The organism is Mycobacterium sp. NGS29 (assembly GCF_059812965.1).
The window spans coordinates 152,996-172,360 of record NZ_JCALDR010000006.1; the positions used below are offsets into that span (position 1 = coordinate 152,996).

General features: G+C 68.2%; 11 protein-coding genes. All 11 read left to right on the forward strand.

The window, feature by feature from the left end; translation table 11 throughout:
• The first annotated feature begins 78 nt into the window (after positions 1-78).
• The 11 genes from glf (at position 79) to AC5Y5Z_RS10910 (ending at position 19,365) form a co-directional block, all read left to right on the forward strand.
• Positions 79-1,278, forward strand: a complete 1,200-nt coding sequence (gene glf / locus AC5Y5Z_RS10860; RefSeq protein WP_499925080.1) for a UDP-galactopyranose mutase — start codon at positions 79-81, stop codon at positions 1,276-1,278.
• Entirely contained in the window at positions 1,275-3,173 is a 1,899-nt protein-coding gene (locus tag AC5Y5Z_RS10865) for a glycosyltransferase (protein ID WP_499925081.1), read from the forward strand. Before glf ends, AC5Y5Z_RS10865 begins: the two co-directional genes overlap by 4 nt.
• A complete protein-coding gene (locus AC5Y5Z_RS10870) occupies positions 3,166-3,720 on the forward strand; it encodes a phosphatase PAP2 family protein (RefSeq protein ID WP_499925083.1) in 555 nt (184 codons plus the stop codon). The genes AC5Y5Z_RS10865 and AC5Y5Z_RS10870 overlap by 8 nt, the downstream gene beginning before the upstream one ends.
• Positions 3,720-4,655: a decaprenyl-phosphate phosphoribosyltransferase gene (locus tag AC5Y5Z_RS10875; RefSeq protein WP_499925085.1), complete on the forward strand. Its 936-nt coding sequence runs from the start codon at positions 3,720-3,722 to the stop codon at positions 4,653-4,655. Before AC5Y5Z_RS10870 ends, AC5Y5Z_RS10875 begins: the two co-directional genes overlap by 1 nt.
• Complete coding sequence (gene aftB / locus AC5Y5Z_RS10880; protein WP_499925087.1) at positions 4,642-6,633, forward strand: terminal beta-(1->2)-arabinofuranosyltransferase; 1,992 nt, start codon at positions 4,642-4,644, stop codon at positions 6,631-6,633. Before AC5Y5Z_RS10875 ends, aftB begins: the two co-directional genes overlap by 14 nt.
• A 356-nt stretch (positions 6,634-6,989) precedes the next feature.
• Positions 6,990-8,024, forward strand: coding sequence for an esterase family protein (locus AC5Y5Z_RS10885; protein ID WP_463826185.1), 1,035 nt, complete (start codon positions 6,990-6,992; stop codon positions 8,022-8,024).
• A 152-nt stretch (positions 8,025-8,176) separates the two neighbouring features.
• Positions 8,177-9,088, forward strand: coding sequence for an esterase family protein (locus AC5Y5Z_RS10890; protein ID WP_463826184.1), 912 nt, complete (start codon positions 8,177-8,179; stop codon positions 9,086-9,088).
• Between the two features lie 154 nt (positions 9,089-9,242).
• Positions 9,243-10,256: a carboxylesterase Culp6 gene (culp6, locus tag AC5Y5Z_RS10895; protein WP_473138643.1), complete on the forward strand. Its 1,014-nt coding sequence runs from the start codon at positions 9,243-9,245 to the stop codon at positions 10,254-10,256.
• 277 nt (positions 10,257-10,533) lie between these two features.
• A complete protein-coding gene (gene fadD32 / locus AC5Y5Z_RS10900) occupies positions 10,534-12,423 on the forward strand; it encodes a long-chain-fatty-acid--AMP ligase FadD32 (protein WP_463826182.1) in 1,890 nt (629 codons plus the stop codon).
• Between the two features lie 8 nt (positions 12,424-12,431).
• Complete coding sequence (gene pks13, locus AC5Y5Z_RS10905; RefSeq protein ID WP_499925090.1) at positions 12,432-17,756, forward strand: polyketide synthase Pks13; 5,325 nt, start codon at positions 12,432-12,434, stop codon at positions 17,754-17,756.
• Positions 17,757-17,790: 34 nt separating this feature from the next.
• Positions 17,791-19,365, forward strand: a complete 1,575-nt coding sequence (locus tag AC5Y5Z_RS10910; RefSeq protein WP_463826180.1) for an acyl-CoA carboxylase subunit beta — start codon at positions 17,791-17,793, stop codon at positions 19,363-19,365.

Consider the following 19,365-nt stretch of genomic DNA (forward strand, 5'->3'; position numbering starts at 1 on the left):
GCCGTACCTGGGAAACCCGCGCCTGCAGGACCCGCCAAAGCAAGTTTCGGCGGCACGGTCGGATACCCTAGGCAACCGATGACTTCTCCTTTCGGTCGCTACGACCTCTTCGTCGTCGGCTCCGGATTTTTCGGCCTGACGATCGCCGAGCGCGTGGCCACCCAACTCGACAAGCGGGTTCTCGTCGTTGAGCGGCGCCCGCACATCGGCGGCAACGCCTATTCCGAACCCGAGCCGCAGACCGGAATCGAGGTGCACAAATACGGTGCGCACCTGTTCCACACCTCCAACAAGAAGGTGTGGGACTACGTGCGGCAGTTCACCGAGTTCACCGACTACCGGCACCGGGTGTTCGCGATGCACAACGGGCAGGCCTATCAGTTCCCGATGGGGCTCGGCCTGGTCTCGCAGTTCTTCGGGCGTTACTTCACCCCGCAGCAAGCGCGTGAGCTGATCGCCGAGCAGGCGTCCGAGATAGCCACCGCCGACGCGCAGAACCTGGAAGAGAAGGCCATCTCGCTGATCGGCCGGCCGCTCTACGAGGCGTTCGTCAAGGGCTACACCGCAAAGCAGTGGCAGACCGACCCCAAGGAACTGCCAGCGGCCAACATCACCCGGCTGCCGGTGCGCTACACCTTCGACAACCGGTACTTCAGCGACACCTACGAAGGTCTGCCGGTCCACGGTTACACCGCATGGCTGCAGAACATGGCCGTCCACGAGCGGGTCGAGGTGCGGCTGGACACCGACTGGTTCGACGTGCGCGACGAGTTGCGCGCGGCCAGCCCCGACGCGCCCGTGGTCTACACCGGGCCGCTGGACCGCTACTTCGACTATGCCGAGGGCCGGTTGGGCTGGCGCACCCTGGATTTCGAGCTGGAAGTGCTGCCGATCGGCGACTTCCAGGGCACCCCGGTGATGAATTACAACGACCCCGAAGTCCCCTACACCCGCATCCACGAGTTCCGCCACTTCCACGCCGAGCGCGATTACCCGACCGACAAGACGGTGATCATGCGGGAGTACTCCAGGTTCGCCGAAGACGACGACGAGCCCTACTATCCGATCAACACCGAGGCCGACCGCGCCCTGTTGGCCGCCTATCGGACCAGGGCGAAGTCCGAGACCGCAGCAGCGAAGGTGCTGTTCGGCGGACGCTTGGGCACCTACCAGTATCTGGATATGCATATGGCCATCGCCAGCGCTCTGAGCATGTACGACAACGTCCTCGCGCCGCACCTGCGCGACGGCGCACCCCTGGAGGGAGCGTCGGTATGAGTGCCGCCAGCCTGCTGTCCCGCATCATCCTGCCGCGCCCGGGGGAGCCCCTCGACGTGCGCAAGCTGTACCTGGAGGAATCCACCACCAACGCGCGGCGTGCCCACGCGACCAGCCGCACCTCGCTGCAGATCGGCCCGGAGTCCGAGGTGTCGTTCGCGACCTACTTCAACGCCTTTCCGGCCAGCTACTGGCGGCGCTGGTCTGTCTGCGAAACCGTGGTGCTGCGCGTCGAACTGACCGGCGCCGGCCGCGTCGACCTCTACCGCACCAAGGCCACCGGGGCGCGCATCTTCATCGAAGGACACCCGTTCGCCGGCACTGAGGACACCCCCGCGCTGCTGGAGATCGAGGTGGCGCTCAAGCCGTTCGAGGACGGCGGCTGGATCTGGTTCGACATCACCACCGACACCGCGGTGACGCTATTGAGCGGCGGTTGGCACGCCGCGACGCAGGCGCCGGGAATCGCCAACGTCGCCGTCGGGATCCCGACGTTCAACCGGCCCTCCGACTGTGTCAACGCGCTGCGCGAACTCACCTCTGATCCGTTGGTGGACGAGGTGATCGGCGCGGTGATCGTGCCGGATCAGGGCACCCGCAAAGTCCGTGACCACCCGGACTTCCCCGCCGCCGCGCAGCGCCTCGGCAGCCGGCTGTCCATCCACGATCAGCCGAACCTGGGCGGCTCCGGCGGTTACAGCCGGGTGATGTACGAGGCACTGAAAAACACCGACTGCCAACAGATCCTGTTCATGGACGACGACATCCGCATCGAGCCGGACTCGATCCTGCGGATCCTGGCGATGAACCGGTTCGCCAAGGCGCCGATGCTGGTGGGCGGTCAGATGCTCAACCTGCAGGAGCCCTCGCACCTGCACATCATGGGCGAGGTGGTGGATCGGACGAACTTCATGTGGACCGCCGCGCCGCACACCGATTACGACCACGACTTCGCCGAATACCCGCTCAACGACGACGAGGACAAGAGCAAACTGCTGCACCGTCGCATCGACGTCGACTACAACGGCTGGTGGACGTGCATGATCCCGCGTCAGGTCGCTGAGGAACTGGGTCAGCCGCTGCCGCTGTTCATCAAATGGGACGACGCCGACTACGGGCTGCGTGCCGCCGAGCACGGCTATCCCACCGTCACGCTGCCCGGTGCGGCGATCTGGCACATGGCGTGGAGCGACAAGGACGACGCCATCGACTGGCAGGCCTACTTCCATCTGCGCAACCGGCTGGTGGTCGCCGCGATGCACTGGGACGGCGACGTGTCCGGTCTGATCCGCAGCCACCTCAAGGCGACGCTGAAACATCTTGCCTGCCTTGAATATTCGACGGTCGCGATCCAGAACAGGGCCATCGACGACTTCCTGGCCGGGCCCGAACACATCTTCTCCATCCTGGAATCCGGGCTGCCGGAAGTGCATCGCCTGCGCAAGGAGTATCCCGACGCGGTGGTGCTGCCGGCGGCCACCGAGTTGCCCCCGGCGATGTACCGCACCGCGGCGATGAAGCCGCCGGTGAACCCGGTGACCATCGGCTACCGGCTGACCCGCGGGATCCTGCACAACCTGAAAGCCGCCGACCCCCAGACCCATCGGCGTCCGCAGTACAACGTGCCCACCCAGGACGCGCGCTGGTTCCGGTTGTGCACGGTCGACGGGGTCACCGTCACCACCGCGGACGGGTGCGGCGTGGTCTACCGGCAGCGGGACCGGGCCAAGATGTTCTCGCTGCTGCGGCAGTCGCTGCGCCGCCAACGTCGGTTGGCTCGCCGGTTCGACGAGATGCGGCGGGTGTACCGGGACGCGTTGCCGGTGCTGTCCAGCAAGCAGAAGTGGGAGTCGGTGCTGTTCCCGATGTCGGACGCGGCCGCGCACCATGGCTGAAGCCCTGCCGCCAGGGGAGCCGCCGTCCGGCGAGATCGCCGCCATGGTGGCCGTCCAGTCGATGCTGGCGCAGCGGCCCGGAGTGCTCGGCACGGCGCGCGCGCTGTCGTATTTCGGTGAACACAGCCTGGGTTGGCTGATCGTATCTGCGCTCGGGGCTTTCCGGTCGCCGCGCCGGCGCCGGGAGTGGCTGGTCGCCGGGGCAGGCGCATTCGCCGCACATGCGGCGGCCGTAGTGGTCAAGCGGGTGGTGCGGCGTCAACGACCGCGGCATCCGGCCGTCGCGGTCAACGTCGCCACCCCCAGCAACCTCAGCTTCCCGTCGGCGCACGCCACCTCGACGACGGCCGCGGCAATCCTGCTGGCCCGGGCCGCGGGTCTGCCGGCGGCGGTGGTGAGCGTGGCCCTGGTGGCGCCCATGGCGCTGTCCCGAATACTGCTGGGCGTGCACTATCCCAGCGACGTGGCCGTCGGCGTGGCACTGGGCGCCGGCGTTGCCGCGACGGCCGTCCGGCTGGACAGCGCGGCGCAACAGAGGTGGCTGTGATGAGCAAAGACGTAGCCGACGAAACCAGCGAGCAGACCAAGGTGGCCGGACCGCCGGGCAACCTGGTCACCGGAGTGATCAAGGCGATCCGCCCGCGGCAGTGGGTGAAGAACGTGCTGGTGCTCGCGGCGCCGCTGGCGGCGGCGGGCCGGGGCCAGCGCTACGACTGGGCGGACATCGGCAGCAAGGTCGGGGTGGCCTTCGTGGTGTTCAGCCTGGCCGCTTCGGCGGTGTACCTGGTCAACGACGTGCGCGACGTCGAAGCCGACCGCGAACACCCCACTAAGCGGTACCGGCCGATCGCGGCCGGGGTGGTGCCCGAATGGCTGGCCTACGCGTTGGCGGTGGTGTTGGGCGCCGCATCCCTGGGCATCTCGTACTGGTTGACCTCGAACCTCGCTGTGGTGATGGCGATCTACCTCGCCATGCAGCTGGCCTACTGCTTCGGCCTCAAACACCAGGCGGTGCTCGACGTCTGCATCGTGTCGTCGGCGTACCTGATCCGGGCCATCGCCGGGGGCGCGGCCACCAACACCCATCTGTCGCAATGGTTTCTGCTGACCGCCGCCTTCGGGTCGCTGTTCATGGTGGCCGGCAAGCGTTACGCCGAACTGCAACTGGCCGAACGCACCGGGGCGCAGATCCGCAAGTCGCTGGAGAGGTACACCAGTACCTACCTGCGGTTCGTCTGGACGCTCTCGGCCACCGCAGTGGTGCTCTGCTACGGCTTGTGGGCGTTCGAGCGGGACGGCGACAAGGGCTCCTGGTACGCGGTGTCGATGATCCCGTTCACGATCGCGATCCTGCGTTACGCCGTGGACGTCGACGGCGGTCTGGCCGGGGAACCCGAGGACATCGCGTTGCGCGACCGGGTGCTGCAACTGCTGGCGCTGGCGTGGATCGCAACAGTGGGTGCTGCTGTTGCTTTCGGCTAGTCAACGTTTCCGGGCCATCCAGGCCGCAGCGCGGCAGACGGGAGAGCTCCGTCGGCCTGCGGTCCGTCGGGTCAGGTGGCCGGTGTTCCCCTACACCGTCACGGTGCGGGTCAGCCTGTGGATCAGCGTCGCGGTCGTCGCGGTGTTGTTCGGTTGGGGGGCCTGGCAGCGCCGCTGGATCGCCGATGACGGGCTCATCGTGTTGCGCACGGTGCGAAACCTGTTGGCCGGCAACGGGCCGGTGTTCAACATGGGCGAGCGGGTGGAGGCCAACACCTCCACGGTCTGGACCTACCTGCTCTACCTGCTGAGCTGGGTGGGCGGGCCGCTGCGGTTGGAGTACGTCGCGCTGGCCGCGGCGCTGACCCTGTCGGTGCTCGGGGTGGTGCTGCTGATGCTGGGGACGGCCCGGTTGTACGCGCCGAGCCTGCGGGGTCGCCAGGCGATCCTGCTGCCGGCCGGGGCGCTGGTCTACATCGCGGTGCCACCGGCCCGTGACTTCGCCACCTCCGGTCTGGAGAACGGGCTGGTGCTGGCATACCTGGGCCTGCTGTGGTGGATGATGGTTTGCTGGGCTCAACCGCTGCGGGTCCGCCCGCAGAGCCGGGCCTTCATCCTGGCGCTGGCCGTGGTCGCGGGGTGCAGCGTGCTGGTGCGACCGGAGTTGGCACTGATCGGCGGGGCGGCGCTGATCATGATGCTGATCGCGGCCCGCAACTGGCGTCGCCGGGCCCTGATCGTCATCGCCGGCGGCCTGCTGCCGGTGGGCTACCAGATCTTCCGGATGGGGTACTACGCACTACTGGTGCCCGGGACCGCGCTCGCCAAGGACGCCGGCGGCGACAAATGGTCCCAGGGCATGATCTATCTGGACAATTTCAACCAGCCCTACCTGCTCTGGCTGCCGCTGCTGCTGCTGGTCCCGCTCGCTGTCGTGCTGGCGGGCGCGCGCCGGCGGCCGTCGTTCTTGCGGCCCACGCTGGCGCCGGACTACGGCCGGGTCGCCCGGGCGGTGCAGAGCCCGACGGCTGTAGTGATCTTCATCGTCGTCAGCGGCCTGCTGCAGGGGTTCTACTGGATCCGCCAGGGTGGCGACTTCATGCACGCCAGAGTGCTGCTGACGCCGTTGTTCTGTTTGCTGGCTCCGGTCGCGGTGATACCGGTGGTGATCCCGGACGGCAAGGATGACAGCCGGGAGACCGGGTACTGGCTGGCCGGGGTGGTCAGCGTGCTGTGGCTGGGCGTGGCGGGGTGGTCGCTGTGGGCGGCGAACTCGCCGGGCATGGGCGACGACGCCACCCACGTGACCTACTCCGGCATCGTCGACGAGCGTCGCTTCTACGCCCAGGCCACCGGTCGTGCGCACCCGTTGACCGCGGCCGACTACCTGGACTACCCGCGGATGGCCGCCGTGCTGGTGGCGCTGAACAACACCCCGGAGGGGGCATTGCTGCTGCCGTCGGGCAACTACACGCAGTGGGACCTGGTGCCGATGATTCCGCCGGGCAGCGCCCCGGGCATCCCGGCGACCCAGAAACCGCAGCACGCGGTGTTCTTCACCAACCTGGGCATGCTGGGCATGAACGTGGGACTCGACGTCCGGGTGCTCGACCAGATCGGACTGGCGAACCCGTTGGCCGCGCACACCGAGCGGTTGAAGCACGGCAGGATCGGTCACGACAAGAATTTGTTCCCCGATTGGGTGGTGGCCGACGGGCCGTGGGTGAAGTGGCCGCCGGGGATCCCGGGCTACCTCAGCCGGCAGTGGGTGGCCGAGGCGGAGGCGGCGCTGCGCTGTCCGGCCACCCAGGCGGTGTTGAACTCGGTCCGCGCACCGATGAGTGTGCGCCGGTTCGCGTCCAACGTGCTGCACGCCTACGAGTTCACCAAGTACCGCATCGATCGGATCCCGCTGAACGAACTGATCAAGTGCGGGCTCGAGGTGCCGCAGGTGCCGCCCGATCCACCCCGTGATTGACCGCGGTAGTAGAGGTCACCGAGAATTTTTTTCGCCCGCCCCCACTCCGGCGGCCGGCGCCCCGGGCCCGAACCCGACAGCTAAATCGAATCAGAGCCGTTACCAGCACGCACTCGACAGTTGGCACACGGGTGAACCCCGCTGTCCGACGCGGATTCAGTGGCGTCAACGATGTCAAAACCGCTCCGAAAGGGGCCGGTGGCGGCGTCCCGGAGGAGAGCGTCTCCCGCAACGTGTGGTTGACTACAGAAGCACTGCAGCGCCGCGTGCGTGCAGTCTGACCCAATTCGGGACGCGCCCCCAAGCACATCGATGCGTAAGGACGTGCCACAAGGATGAGGATGAGGAAAGCAAGGATGAAGCTTGTTGACAAGTTTCGTGGCGCCGTGACAGGTATGCCGCGCCGACTCGCGGTGGGTGCTGTCGGCGCCGCCATGCTGGCGAGTCTGGTCGGTTTCGTTGGCGGCTCGGCGACTGCGAGTGCGTTCTCGCGGCCCGGCCTGCCGGTGGAATACCTGCAGGTGCCCTCGGCGGCCATGGGCCGCGACGTCAAGATCCAGTTCCAGAGCGGTGGCGCCAACGCCCCGGCGCTGTACCTGCTCGACGGCATGCGCGCCCAGGAAGACTTCAACGGCTGGGACATCAACACCCCGGCGTTCGAGTGGTACCTGCAGTCCGGCCTGGCGGTCGTCATGCCGGTCGGCGGGCAGTCCAGCTTCTACTCAGACTGGTACAAGCCGGCCTGCGGTAAGGCCGGTTGCACCACCTACAAGTGGGAGACCTTCCTGACCAGCGAGCTGCCCGCTTACCTCGCCGCCAACAAGCAGGTCAAGCCGACCGGTAGCGCTGCGGTGGGTCTGTCGATGGCTGGTTCGTCCGCGTTGATCCTGGCCGCCTACCACCCGAACCAGTTCATCTACGCCGGCTCGCTGTCGGCGCTGCTGGACCCGTCGCAGGGGATGGGCCCGTCGCTGATCGGCCTGGCCATGGGCGACGCCGGTGGCTACAAGAAGGACGACATGTGGGGTCCCACGAGCGACCCGGCCTGGGCGCGCAACGACCCGACGCTGCAGGTGGGCAAGCTGGTGGCCAACAACACCCGCATCTGGATCTACTGCGGTAACGGCAAGCCGTCCGAGCTGGGTGGCGACAACCTGCCCGCCAAGTTCCTCGAGGGCTTCGTCCGCGACAGCAACATCAAGTTCCAGACGGCCTACAACGGCGCCGGCGGTCACAACGCGGTGTTCAACTTCGACGCCAACGGCACGCACGACTGGCCGTACTGGGGTGCGCAGCTGAACGCGATGAAGGGCGACCTCCAGTCGACGCTGGGGGCCACCCCCGGAGCGGGTCCGGCCACTGCGGCCCCCGCCCCCACCGCGGGCACCTAAACCGCGCTGATCGAAACGCAACTGACGGCGGCGACCCACCCGGGTCGCCGCCGTTGGTCGTTGGCCAGTCAGCGCCCCTTTATCCGATCGATACCGGTGTGGTTAGCTACCTTGCGGGCTGTCTGGCTGTCGCGTACTCGATGGAGGTGGACATGAGGGGTCTGTCGGTGCTGCTGAGGCTGCTCTGCGTTGCCGTGTTGGCAATCGCATTCGGCGGTCTGACGGCAGGAGGGGCACTGGGCCCGGTGGGCCCGGCCACGGCCGCCCCGTACGAGACCCTGATGGTGCCGTCGGCGGCGATGGGCCGCGACATCCCGGTGGCGTTCCTGGCCGGTGGACCGCACGCGGTGTACCTGCTGGACGCCGCCGACGCCCACCCCGACGTCAGCAACTGGGTCACCGCGGGCAACGCGATGAACACCCTGGCCGGCAAGGGCATCTCGGTGGCGGCCCCGGCCGGTGGCGCGTTCAGCATGTACACCAACTGGGAGCAGGACGGCAGCAAGCAGTGGGACACCTTCCTGTCCAGTGAGCTGCCGGACTGGCTGGCCGCCAACAAGGGCCTGGCGCCCGGCGGACACGGCGTGGTGGGCGCGTCTCAGGGCGGGTACGCCGCGATGGCGCTGGCGGCCTTCCACCCCGATCGCTTCGGCTTCGCCGGCTCGCTGTCCGGGTTCCTCTACCCGTCGGAGACCTTCACCAACGGCGCGATCCTGGCCGGGTTGCAGCAATTCGGTGGCGTGGACGGCAACGGCATGTGGGGAGCCCCGCAGCTGGGTCGGTGGAAGTGGCACGACCCGTGGGTGCACGAGGCGCTGCTCGCCGCGAACAACACCCGCGTGTGGGTCTGGAGTCCGACCATGGGCGGCGCCAGCAACCCCGCAGCCATGCTCGGCGCCCAGGATGCAGCGATGGGCAACAGCCGGTCTTTCTACCAGCACTACCGCGAGGTCGGCGGCCACAACGGGCACTTCGACTTCCCGGGCGGCGGCGACAACGGATGGGGCTCCTGGGCGGGCCAGCTGGGCGCCATGTCCGGCGACATCGTCGGCGCCATTCGCTGACGATCTTCGGGCCGTAGGGCAGCCGGTACCGTGTAGGGAGCGCGGCGGAGGGCGGTCGTTCCGCACGCCGCGCGGGTGACTGGTAGAGCGCGACGCTGCGCATGCCGCGCGCAGACTCACCCAGCCCCGACCCGGACTCTGTTAGCAGGAGAACATGGCCAAGAACGCTGCCCGCCGCCGCCGACACCGCCGCCTTGCCTGGTTGGCTGCGGGTTCGATGGCATTGGTGGTGGCGCTGGTCATCGTGGCCGGGGTGATGCTGCTGCGTCATCGGGACACCGCGCCCAGCGCCGTCCCGCCCGGCGTGCTGCCGACCGGTCCGACGACCTCCCAGCACCGCAAACCCCGGCCCGCCACGCAGGACGCGTCGTGCCCCGACGTGCAGCTGGTGTCGGTGCCGGGCACCTGGGAATCGTGGCCGACCGATGACCCGCTGAACCCGGTGCAGTTTCCGCGGGCGTTGCTGCTCAACGTGACCGGCCCGATCAGCCAGCAGCTCCCGGCCGGCCGGGTGCAGGCGTACACCGTCCCGTACACGGCGCAGTTCCGCAATCCGCTCAGCAACGACGGTCAGATGACCTACAACGACAGCCGCGCCGAAGGCACCCGCGCGACGGTCAAGGCGCTGACCGACATGAACAACAGATGCCCGCTGACCAGTTATGTGTTGATCGGCTTCTCGCAGGGCGCGGTGATTGCCGGCGACGTGGCCGGCGACATCGGCAACGGGCTGGGACCCGTCGACGAGGACCTGGTCCTGGGTGTGACGTTGATCGCCGACGGCCGGCGTCAGGGTGATGTTGGCAACAACATTCCGCCCACCCCACCGGGGGTGGGCGCCGAGGTCACCCTGCACGAGGTCCCGGTGCTGGCCGGGCTCGGCCTGACCATGACCGGTGCGCGGCCCGGCGGCTTCGGTGCACTCAACGCCCGGACCAATGAGATCTGCGCTCAGGGCGATCTGATCTGCGCGGCGCCGAAGGAGGCGTTCAGCCCGGCCAACCTCCCGACCACGCTGAATACGCTGGCTGGCGGCGCCGGGCAGCCCGTCCACGCGATGTACGCCACCACCGATTTCTGGAGTTCCGACGGTCTGTCGGCCACCCAGTGGACGTTGAACTGGGCGCAGGGTGTGCTGGACAAAGCACCCCATCCCAAGCACGGCTGACCGGTCCCGCACGGCGGGCAGTTAGACACACTCTCTAGTGCGGCGGCACCGAGCAGGATAAGGCGTACCTTGTGATTTGGTCAGCTGTGCGCCGCCCCTTAACATTAAGAGAAAATTAAGAGCATGTGGTTGACCCGATCGGGTCAGAGTGGGCAACGACGAGCGCCCAAGCGTCAGTCGGTGCCGGCCCGCGCGCGTAGCGATAGTCGGCGTAGTTGGCCGAGAACAGTTCGTCGGCTTGGCCGACCTTAGAAGGTTTTCGACAGGAGAGTGCGGCATGGCGTACCACAACCCCTTCGTGGTGAACGGCAAGATCAGGTTCCCCCAGAACACCAACCTGGTTCGGCACGTCGAGAAGTGGGCCAAAGTGCGCGGCGACAAGCTCGCGTACCGCTTCCTGGACTACTCCACCGAGCGCGACGGCGTCGAACGCGACATCTTGTGGTCGGAGTTCAGTGCCCGTAACCGCGCCGTCGGGGCCCGGCTGCAACAGGTCACCCAGCCCGGTGACCGCATCGCCATCCTCTGCCCGCAGAACCTGGACTATCTGATCGCGTTCTTCGGCGCGCTGTACTCGGGCCGCATCGCGGTACCGCTGTTCGACCCGGCCGAGCCCGGGCACGTCGGCCGGTTGCACGCGGTGCTGGACGACTGCACCCCCTCGACCATCCTCACCACCACCGACGCCGCCGAAGGAGTGCGCAAGTTCATTCGGGCCCGGTCGGCCAAGGAACGGCCCCGCGTCATCGCCGTCGATGCGGTGCCGAACGAGGTCGCCGCCACCTGGCAGGAGACCGAGGCCGACGAGACCACCATCGCGTACCTGCAGTACACCTCCGGTTCCACCCGCACCCCGACCGGTGTGCAGATCACCCACCTGAACCTGCCGACCAACGTGCTGCAGACGCTGGTCGCCCTGGAAGGCGAAGAAGGCGACCGCGGTCTGAGCTGGCTGCCGTTCTTCCACGACATGGGCTTGATCACCGCGCTGTGCGCGCCGGTGCTGGGGCAGAGCTTCACCTTCATGACGCCGGCCGCATTCGTGCGGCGTCCCGGCCGCTGGATCCGCGAACTCGCCCGCAAGCCCGGTGAGACCGGCGGTGTTTTCTCGGCCGCACCGAACTTCGCGTTCGAGCACGCCGCGGTCCGCGGGCTGCCGAAGGAAGGCGAACCGCCGCTGGACCTGAGCAACGTCAAGGCGATCCTGAACGGCAGCGAACCGGTGTCGCCGGCGTCGATGCGCAAGTTCTACGACGCCTTCCGGCCGTACGGATTGCCCGAGACCGCCGTCAAACCCTCCTACGGCCTGGCCGAGGCGACGCTGTTCGTCTCCACCACCCCCAGCGACGAGCCGCCGACGATCATCCACGTCGACCGTGACGAGCTGAACAACCAGCGCTTCGTCGAGGTGTCTCCCGACGCTCCCAGCGCCGTCGCCCAGGTGTCCGCGGGCAAGGTCGGCGTCGACGAGTGGGCGGTGATCGTCGACACCGACACCGCCAGTGAGCTGCCGGACGGCCAGATCGGCGAGATCTGGCTGCACGGCCAGAACCTGGGCATCGGCTACTGGAACAAGGAAGCCGAGACCACCGAGACGTTCAAGAACATCCTGAAGTCGCGGATCAGCCAGTCCCACGCCGAGGGCGCCGCCGACGACGGGCTCTGGGTACGCACCGGTGACTACGGCACCTACCACAACGGGCACCTCTATATCGCGGGCCGGATCAAGGACCTGGTCATCATCGACGGCCGCAACCACTACCCGCAGGACCTCGAGTACTCCGCGCAGGAGGCCAGCAAGGCGTTGCGGACCGGCTACGTGGCCGCGTTCTCCGTCCCCGCCAACCAGCTGCCACAGAAAGTGTTCGACGACCCGCACACCGGCCTGACCGCCGACCCCGAGGACACCTCCGAGCAGCTGGTGATCGTCGCGGAGCGTGCCGCCGGGACGCACAAGCTCGACTACCAGCCCATCGCCGACGACATCCGGGCGGCCATCGCGGTGCGCCACGGCGTGACCGTGCGTGACCTGCTGCTGGTATCGGCCGGAACCATCCCCCGAACCTCGAGCGGCAAGATCGGTCGCCGCGCGTGCCGCACCGCCTACCTGGACGGCAGCCTGCGCAGCGGCGTCGGATCGCCGACGGCGTTCGCCACCTCCGACTGAAGGTAGCCATGTCTGATCTGAACGAGTCTCAGGAGAACACGCCTGCCGCAGGAATGACCGTCCCCGAAATGCGCCGCTGGTTGCGCGAATGGGTGGGCAGGGCCGTCGGGAAGTCTCCCGACGACATCGACGAGTCGGTGCCGATGGTGGAGCTGGGGCTGGCCTCGCGCGACGCCGTGGCCATGGCCGCCGACATCGAAGACCTGACCGGTGTCACTTTGTCGGTCGCGGTCGCATTCCAGCACCCCACTATCGAGTCGCTGGCGACCCGGATCATCGAAGGCGAGCCCGAGACCGCTGACCAGGGCGGCGACGACGCGGACTGGACGCGTAACGGACCCGCCGAGCGCGTCGACATCGCGATCGTGGGTCTGGCCACCCGGCTGCCCGGCGACATGAACTCGCCCGACGAGACCTGGGCGGCGCTGATGGAGGGCCGCGACGCCATCACCGACCTGCCCGAAGGCCGCTGGTCGGAGTTCCTGGAGGAGCCTCGGCTGGCCGAGCGCATCGGCAAGGCGCGCACCCGCGGCGGCTACCTCAAGGACATCAAGGGCTTTGACTCCGAATTCTTCGCCGTCGCCAAGACCGAAGCCGACAACATCGACCCGCAGCAGCGGATGGCGCTGGAACTGACCTGGGAGGCGCTCGAGCACGCCCGCATCCCGGCGTCCAGCCTGCGCGGCGAGTCCGTCGGCGTGTACGTCGGCGTCTCCAACAACGACTACGGCTTCCTGGCCATCTCTGACCCGACCGTCGCCCACCCCTACGCGATCACCGGTAACTCGAGTGCGATCATCGCCAACCGGGTGTCGTACTTCTACGACTTCCGCGGCCCCTCGGTCAGCGTCGACACCGCCTGCTCGAGTTCGCTGGTGGCCATGCACCAGGGCGTGCAGGCGCTGCGCAACGGTGAGGCGGACGTCGTCGTCGCCGGAGGTGTCAACGCACTGATCACCCCGGCGGTGACGCTCGGCTTCGACGAGATCGGCGCGGTGCTGGCGCCCGACGGCAAGATCAAGTCGTTCTCCGCCGACGCCGACGGTTACACCCGGTCCGAGGGCGGCGGCATGCTGGTGCTCAAGCGGGTCGACGACGCCCGCCGCGACGGTGACCAGATCCTGGCCGTCATCGCCGGCAGCGCGGTCAACCACGACGGCCGGTCCAACGGTCTGATCGCGCCGAACCAGGACGCGCAGGCAGACGTGCTGCGCCGCGCATACAAGGACGCGGGCATCGATCCGCGCACCGTCGACTACATCGAGGCGCACGGCACCGGCACCATCCTGGGCGACCCCATCGAGGCCGAGGCGCTGGGCCGGATCGTCGGCCGGGGACGTCCGGCGGACCGTCCGGCCCTGTTGGGTGCGATCAAAACCAATGTGGGACACCTGGAGTCGGCGGCCGGTGCGGCCAGCATGGCCAAGGTCGTGCTCGCGTTGCAGCACGACAAACTGCCGCCATCGATCAACTTCGCCGGTCCCAGCCCGTACATCGACTTCGACGGGATGCGGTTGAAGTTCGTCGACACCGCGACCGACTGGCCGCGGTACGGCGGGTATGCCCTGGCCGGGGTGTCCAGCTTCGGCTTCGGCGGCGCCAACGCGCACCTGGTGGTGCGCGAAGTCCTGCCCCGCGACGTGATGGAACGGGAGTCGCGCGAGCCGGAGCCGGCCGCGCCCCAGGTTCCCGTCGTCTCCGCCGGCGGCGACCTCGCCGAAGGTGAGGGTCACGCGCTGCGTTTCGACGAGTTCGGCGAGATCATCTCCGACGAAACGTCGGCCGCCGAGGTGGAGTACGAACTGCCGGGCATCACCGAGGAAGCGCTGGCGCTCAAGGCGGCCGCGCTGGAAGAGCTTGCGGCACAAGACCTTCCGGAGCCGCTCTATCCACTGGTGGTGTCGGCGTTCCTGACCTCGCGCAAGAAGGCGGCCGCCGCCGAACTGGCCGACTGGATGGAATCGCCCGAGGGCCAGGCGTCGTCGCTGGAGTCCATCGGTCGTGCGCTGTCGCGGCGCAACCACGGGCGGTCCCGGGCTGTGGTGCTGGCCCGCAACCACGACGAGGCGATCCAGGGCATGCGCGCGGTCGCCGAAGGCAAACAGAAGCCGAATGTGTTCAGCGCCGACGGGCCGGTGACCAACGGTCCGGTGTGGGCGATGGCCGGTTTCGGTGCGCAGCACCGCAAGATGGCCAAGAGCCTGTACCTGCGCAACGAGGTGTTCGCCCAGTGGATCGAGAAGGTCGACGCACTGATCCAGGACGAGCGGGGTTACTCGGTGCTCGAGTTGATCCTGGACGACTCGCACGAGTACGGCATCGAGACCAGCAACGTCACCATCTTCGCGATCCAGATCGCGCTGGGTGAGCTGCTCAAGCACCACGGCGCCAAGCCCGCCGCGGTGGTGGGCCAGTCGCTGGGCGAGCCCGCGTCGGCCTACTTCGCCGGCGGTCTGTCGCTGGCGGATGCCACCCGGGTGATCTGTTCGCGCTCGCACCTGATGGGCGAGGGCGAGGCCATGCTGTTCGGCGAGTACATCCGGTTCATGGCGATCGTCGAATACTCCGCCGACGAGCTCAAGACGGTGTTTGCCGACTTCCCCGGCCTGGAGGTGTGCGTGTACGCCGCCCCCAGCCAGACCGTGATCGGCGGCCCGCCCGAGCAGATCGACGAGATCGTCGCCCGGGCGGAAGCCGAGGGCCGGTTCGCCCGCAAGCTGCAGACCAAGGGTGCGGGCCATACCTCCCAGATGGATCCGCTGCTCGGTGAGTTCGCCGCGGAGCTGCAGGGCATCACGCCGATGTCGCCGACCGTCGGCATCTTCTCCACCGTGCACGAGGGCACCTTCATCAAGCCCGGCGGCGAACCCGTGCACGACGTCGCGTACTGGATGAAGGGGATGCGGCACTCGGTGTACTTCACCCACGGCATCCGCAACGCCGTGGACAGCGGGTTCACCACCTTCCTGGAACTGGCCCCCAACCCGGTCGCGCTGATGCAGATCGGGCTGACCACCGCCGTGGCGGGTCTGCACGACGCCCAGCTGATCGCGACGCTGGCCCGCAAGCAGGACGAGGTCGAGTCGATGATCTCGGCCATGGCCCAGCTCTACGTGTACGGCCACGACCTGGACGTGCGCACCCTGTTCCCGCGGCCGGCCGGGCCCGCCGGACCCGACGACTTCGCCAACATCCCCCCGACGCGGTTCAAGCGCAAGGAACACTGGCTGGATGCGCACTTCGCCGGCGACAGTTCGGTGCTGATGCCGGGCAACCACGTCGCGCTGCCCGACGGTCGGCACGTCTGGGAGTACGCGCCGCGCGACACGACGGATCTGGCCGCGCTGGTGCGATCCGCCGCGACGGCGGTGCTGCCGGATGCGCAACTGACCGCCTCGGAGCAGCGTGCGGTACCCGGTCCGGGTGCCCGGTTGGTGACGACTTTGACCCGCCATCCCGGCGGTGCCTCGGTGCAGGTGCACGCCCGGATCGACGAGTCGTTCACGCTGGTCTACGACGCGTTGGTGACCCGCGGCGGTGCGCAGTCGGTACTGCCCGCGGCGGTCGGCGCGGGCACGGCCGTGGTGGCCGCGGAGACCGCGGTCCCGGAGGCGCCGGCCGACGAGGACGCCGAGACGCTGACGGACAGCCTGACCAACCGGTACCTGCCGTCGACCGTGGGCCGGTGGTCGCCGGATTCCGGGGAGACCATCGCCGAACGCCTGGGCACCATCGTGGCGGCGGCCATGGGTTACGAGCCCGAGGACCTGCCGTGGGAGGTGCCGCTGATCGAGCTCGGCCTGGACTCGCTGATGGCGGTGCGGATCAAGAACCGCGTCGAGTACGACTTCGACCTGCCGCCGATCCAGCTGACGGCGGTGCGCGACGCCAACCTGTACAACGTCGAGAAGCTGATCGAGTACGCGATCGAGCACCGCGAAGAGGTCGCGGCGCTGCACGAGCATCAGAAGTCGCAGACGGCCGAGGAGATCGCCCGGGCGCAGGCCGAGATGCTCAGCGGCGCGACGCCGATGTCGGTGACGGCGCCCGCGCCGGATCCGCAGGCCGAGCCCGAGACGCAGGCCGAGCCCGCAACCCCGGCCGAGCCCGCGCCCCAGGCCGAGCCCGCGACCCAGGCCGAGGCCGCATCGGTCCCGCCGCCGTCGGATGTGCCCATCCCGCCGCCCCCAACCGACCCGTCGGGACCGAAGGGTGCGAACGTGGCCGCGGTGTCGGAGGCGCTGAGCCAGGAAGCCGTCGCCAAAGCACTGAACTCCGACGTGCCGCCGCGCGACGCCGCCGAGCGGGTCACCTTCGCCACGTGGGCGATCGTCACCGGCAAGTCCGCGGGCGGCATCTTCAACCCGCTGCCCAAGCTCGACGAGGACAAAGCGGCCAAGATGGCGCAGCGGCTGTCCGAGCGGGCCGAAGGCCCGATCACCGTCGAGGACGTGCTGAGCTCGGCGAACATCGAAGAGCTCGCCGACAAGGTGCGTAACTACCTCGAGGCCGGGGTCATCGACGGCTTCGTGCGCACCCTGCGCGCGCGGCCCGAGGGCAGCTCCACCCCGCCGGTGTTCGTCTTCCACCCGGCCGGAGGTTCCACCGTGGTCTACGAGCCGCTGCTGAACCGGCTACCTCCCGACACCCCCATGTACGGGTTCGAGCGCGTCGAAGGGTCCATCGAAGAGCGTGCCGCGCAGTACGTGCCGAAGCTGATCGAGATGCAGGGCGACGGGCCCTACATTCTGGTCGGCTGGTCGCTGGGTGGGGTGCTGGCCTACGCGTGCGCGATCGGGCTCAAACGGGCGGGCAAGGACGTCCGGTTCGTGGGCCTGATCGACGCGGTGCGCGCCGGTGAGGAGATCCCGCAGACCAAGGAAGAGGTCCGCAAGCGCTGGGACCGCTACGCCAAATTCGCCGAGAAGACGTTCAACGTCACCATCCCGGCGATCCCTTACGAGCACCTCGAGGAACTCGACGACGACGGCCAGGTGCGGTTCGTGCTCGAAGCCATCAGCCAGAGCGGCGTGCAGATCCCGGCCGGGATCATCGAGCACCAGCGCACGTCGTACCTGGACAACCGCGCGATCGACACCGCGGAGATCCAGCCTTTCGACGGCCACGTCACGCTCTACATGGCCGATCGTTACCATGACGACGCGATCATGTTCGAGCCGCGGTATGCCGTCCGCAAACCAGACGGTGGCTGGGGCGAGTTCGTTTCCGACCTCGAGGTCGTGCCGATCGGTGGCGAGCACATTCAGGCCATCGACGAACCGATCATCGCCAAGGTGGGCGAGCACATGAGTCGCGCCCTGAAAGAGATCTGACGAGATCCAGCCGGACGAGCAAGGTAGGCGCGTAGTGACGGGTACAGAACCGACTCCGGTGATACACACGACCGCGGAGAAGTTGGCGGAACTGCACCAACGGCTGGAGCTGGCCAAGGAACCCGGCGGCGAGCAGGCCGTGGCCAAGCGGGACAAGAAGGGCATCCCCAGCGCCCGCGCCCGGGTGCATGCCCTGGTCGATCCGGGGACGTTCTTCGAGATCGGCGCGCTGTGCAAGACCCCGGGCGATCCCAACGCCCTGTACGGCGACGGTGTGGTCACCGGACACGCGCTGATCGACGGTCGCCCGGTCGGGGTGTTCTCGCACGACCAGACCGTGTTCCAGGGCACGGTCGGGGAGATGTTTGGCCGCAAGGTCGCCCGGCTGATGGAGTGGTGCGCGATGGTCGGCTGCCCGATCATCGGGATCCAGGACTCCGGCGGCGCCCGGATCCAGGATGCGGTCACCTCGCTGGCCTGGTACGCCGAGCTGGGCCAGCGGCATGAGGCGCTGTCCGGGGTGGTGCCGCAGATCTCCCTCATCTTCGGCAAATGCGCTGGGGGAGCGGTCTATTCGCCCATCCAGGACGACCTGCTGGTCTCGGTGCGCGACCAGGGCTACTTCTTCGTGACCGGGCCGGACGTGATCCGCGAAGTGACCGGGGAGGACGTCACCCTCGACGAGCTCGGCGGCTCCGACGCGCAGGCCCGGTACGGCAACATTCACCAGGTCGTGAACTCCGAGGCCGAGGCGTTCCAGTATGTGCGGGAGTTCCTGTCGTTCCTGCCGTCCAACTGCTTCGACAATCCGCCGGTGATCAATCCCGGGCTGGAACCGGAGGTCACCTCGACCGACCTCGAGCTCGACGCGATCGTGCCGGACTCGGACAACATGGCCTACGACATGCACGAGATCCTGCTGCGGATCTTCGACGACGGCGACTTCCTGGACGTCGCGGCCCAGCACGGGCCGGCCATCATCACCGGGTTCGCCCGGGTGGACGGTCGCCCGATCGGCGTGATCGCCAACCAGCCCATGCACCTGTCCGGCGCGATCGACAACGAGGCCTCGGACAAGGCGGCGCGGTTCATCCGGTTCTGTGACTCCTTCCAGCTGCCGCTGGTGTTCGTGGTGGACACCCCCGGTTTCCTGCCTGGCGCCGAGGAGGAGAAGCGGGGCATCATCAAGCGCGGCGGCCGGTTCCTGTACTCCGTGGTGGAGGCCGACGTGCCGAAGGTGACCATCACGATCCGCAAGTCCTACGGCGGCGCGTACGCGGTGATGGGCTCGCGGCAGCTGACCGCCGACTTCAACTACGCCTGGCCCACCGCGCGCATCGCGGTGATCGGCGCCGAGGGCGCCGCGCAGTTGCTGATGAAGCGCTTCCCCGACCCCACCACGCCCGAGGCGCAGCAGATCAAGAAGGACTTCATCGAGGGCTACAACCTCAACATGGCGATTCCGTGGACGGCGGCCGAACGCGGCTTCATCGATGCGGTGATCGACCCGCACCAGACGCGGCTGTTGCTGCGCCGGTCGCTACATCTGTTGCGGGACAAGCAGAATTGGGCGCGGCTGGCGCGCAAGCACGGCCTGATCCCGATCTAG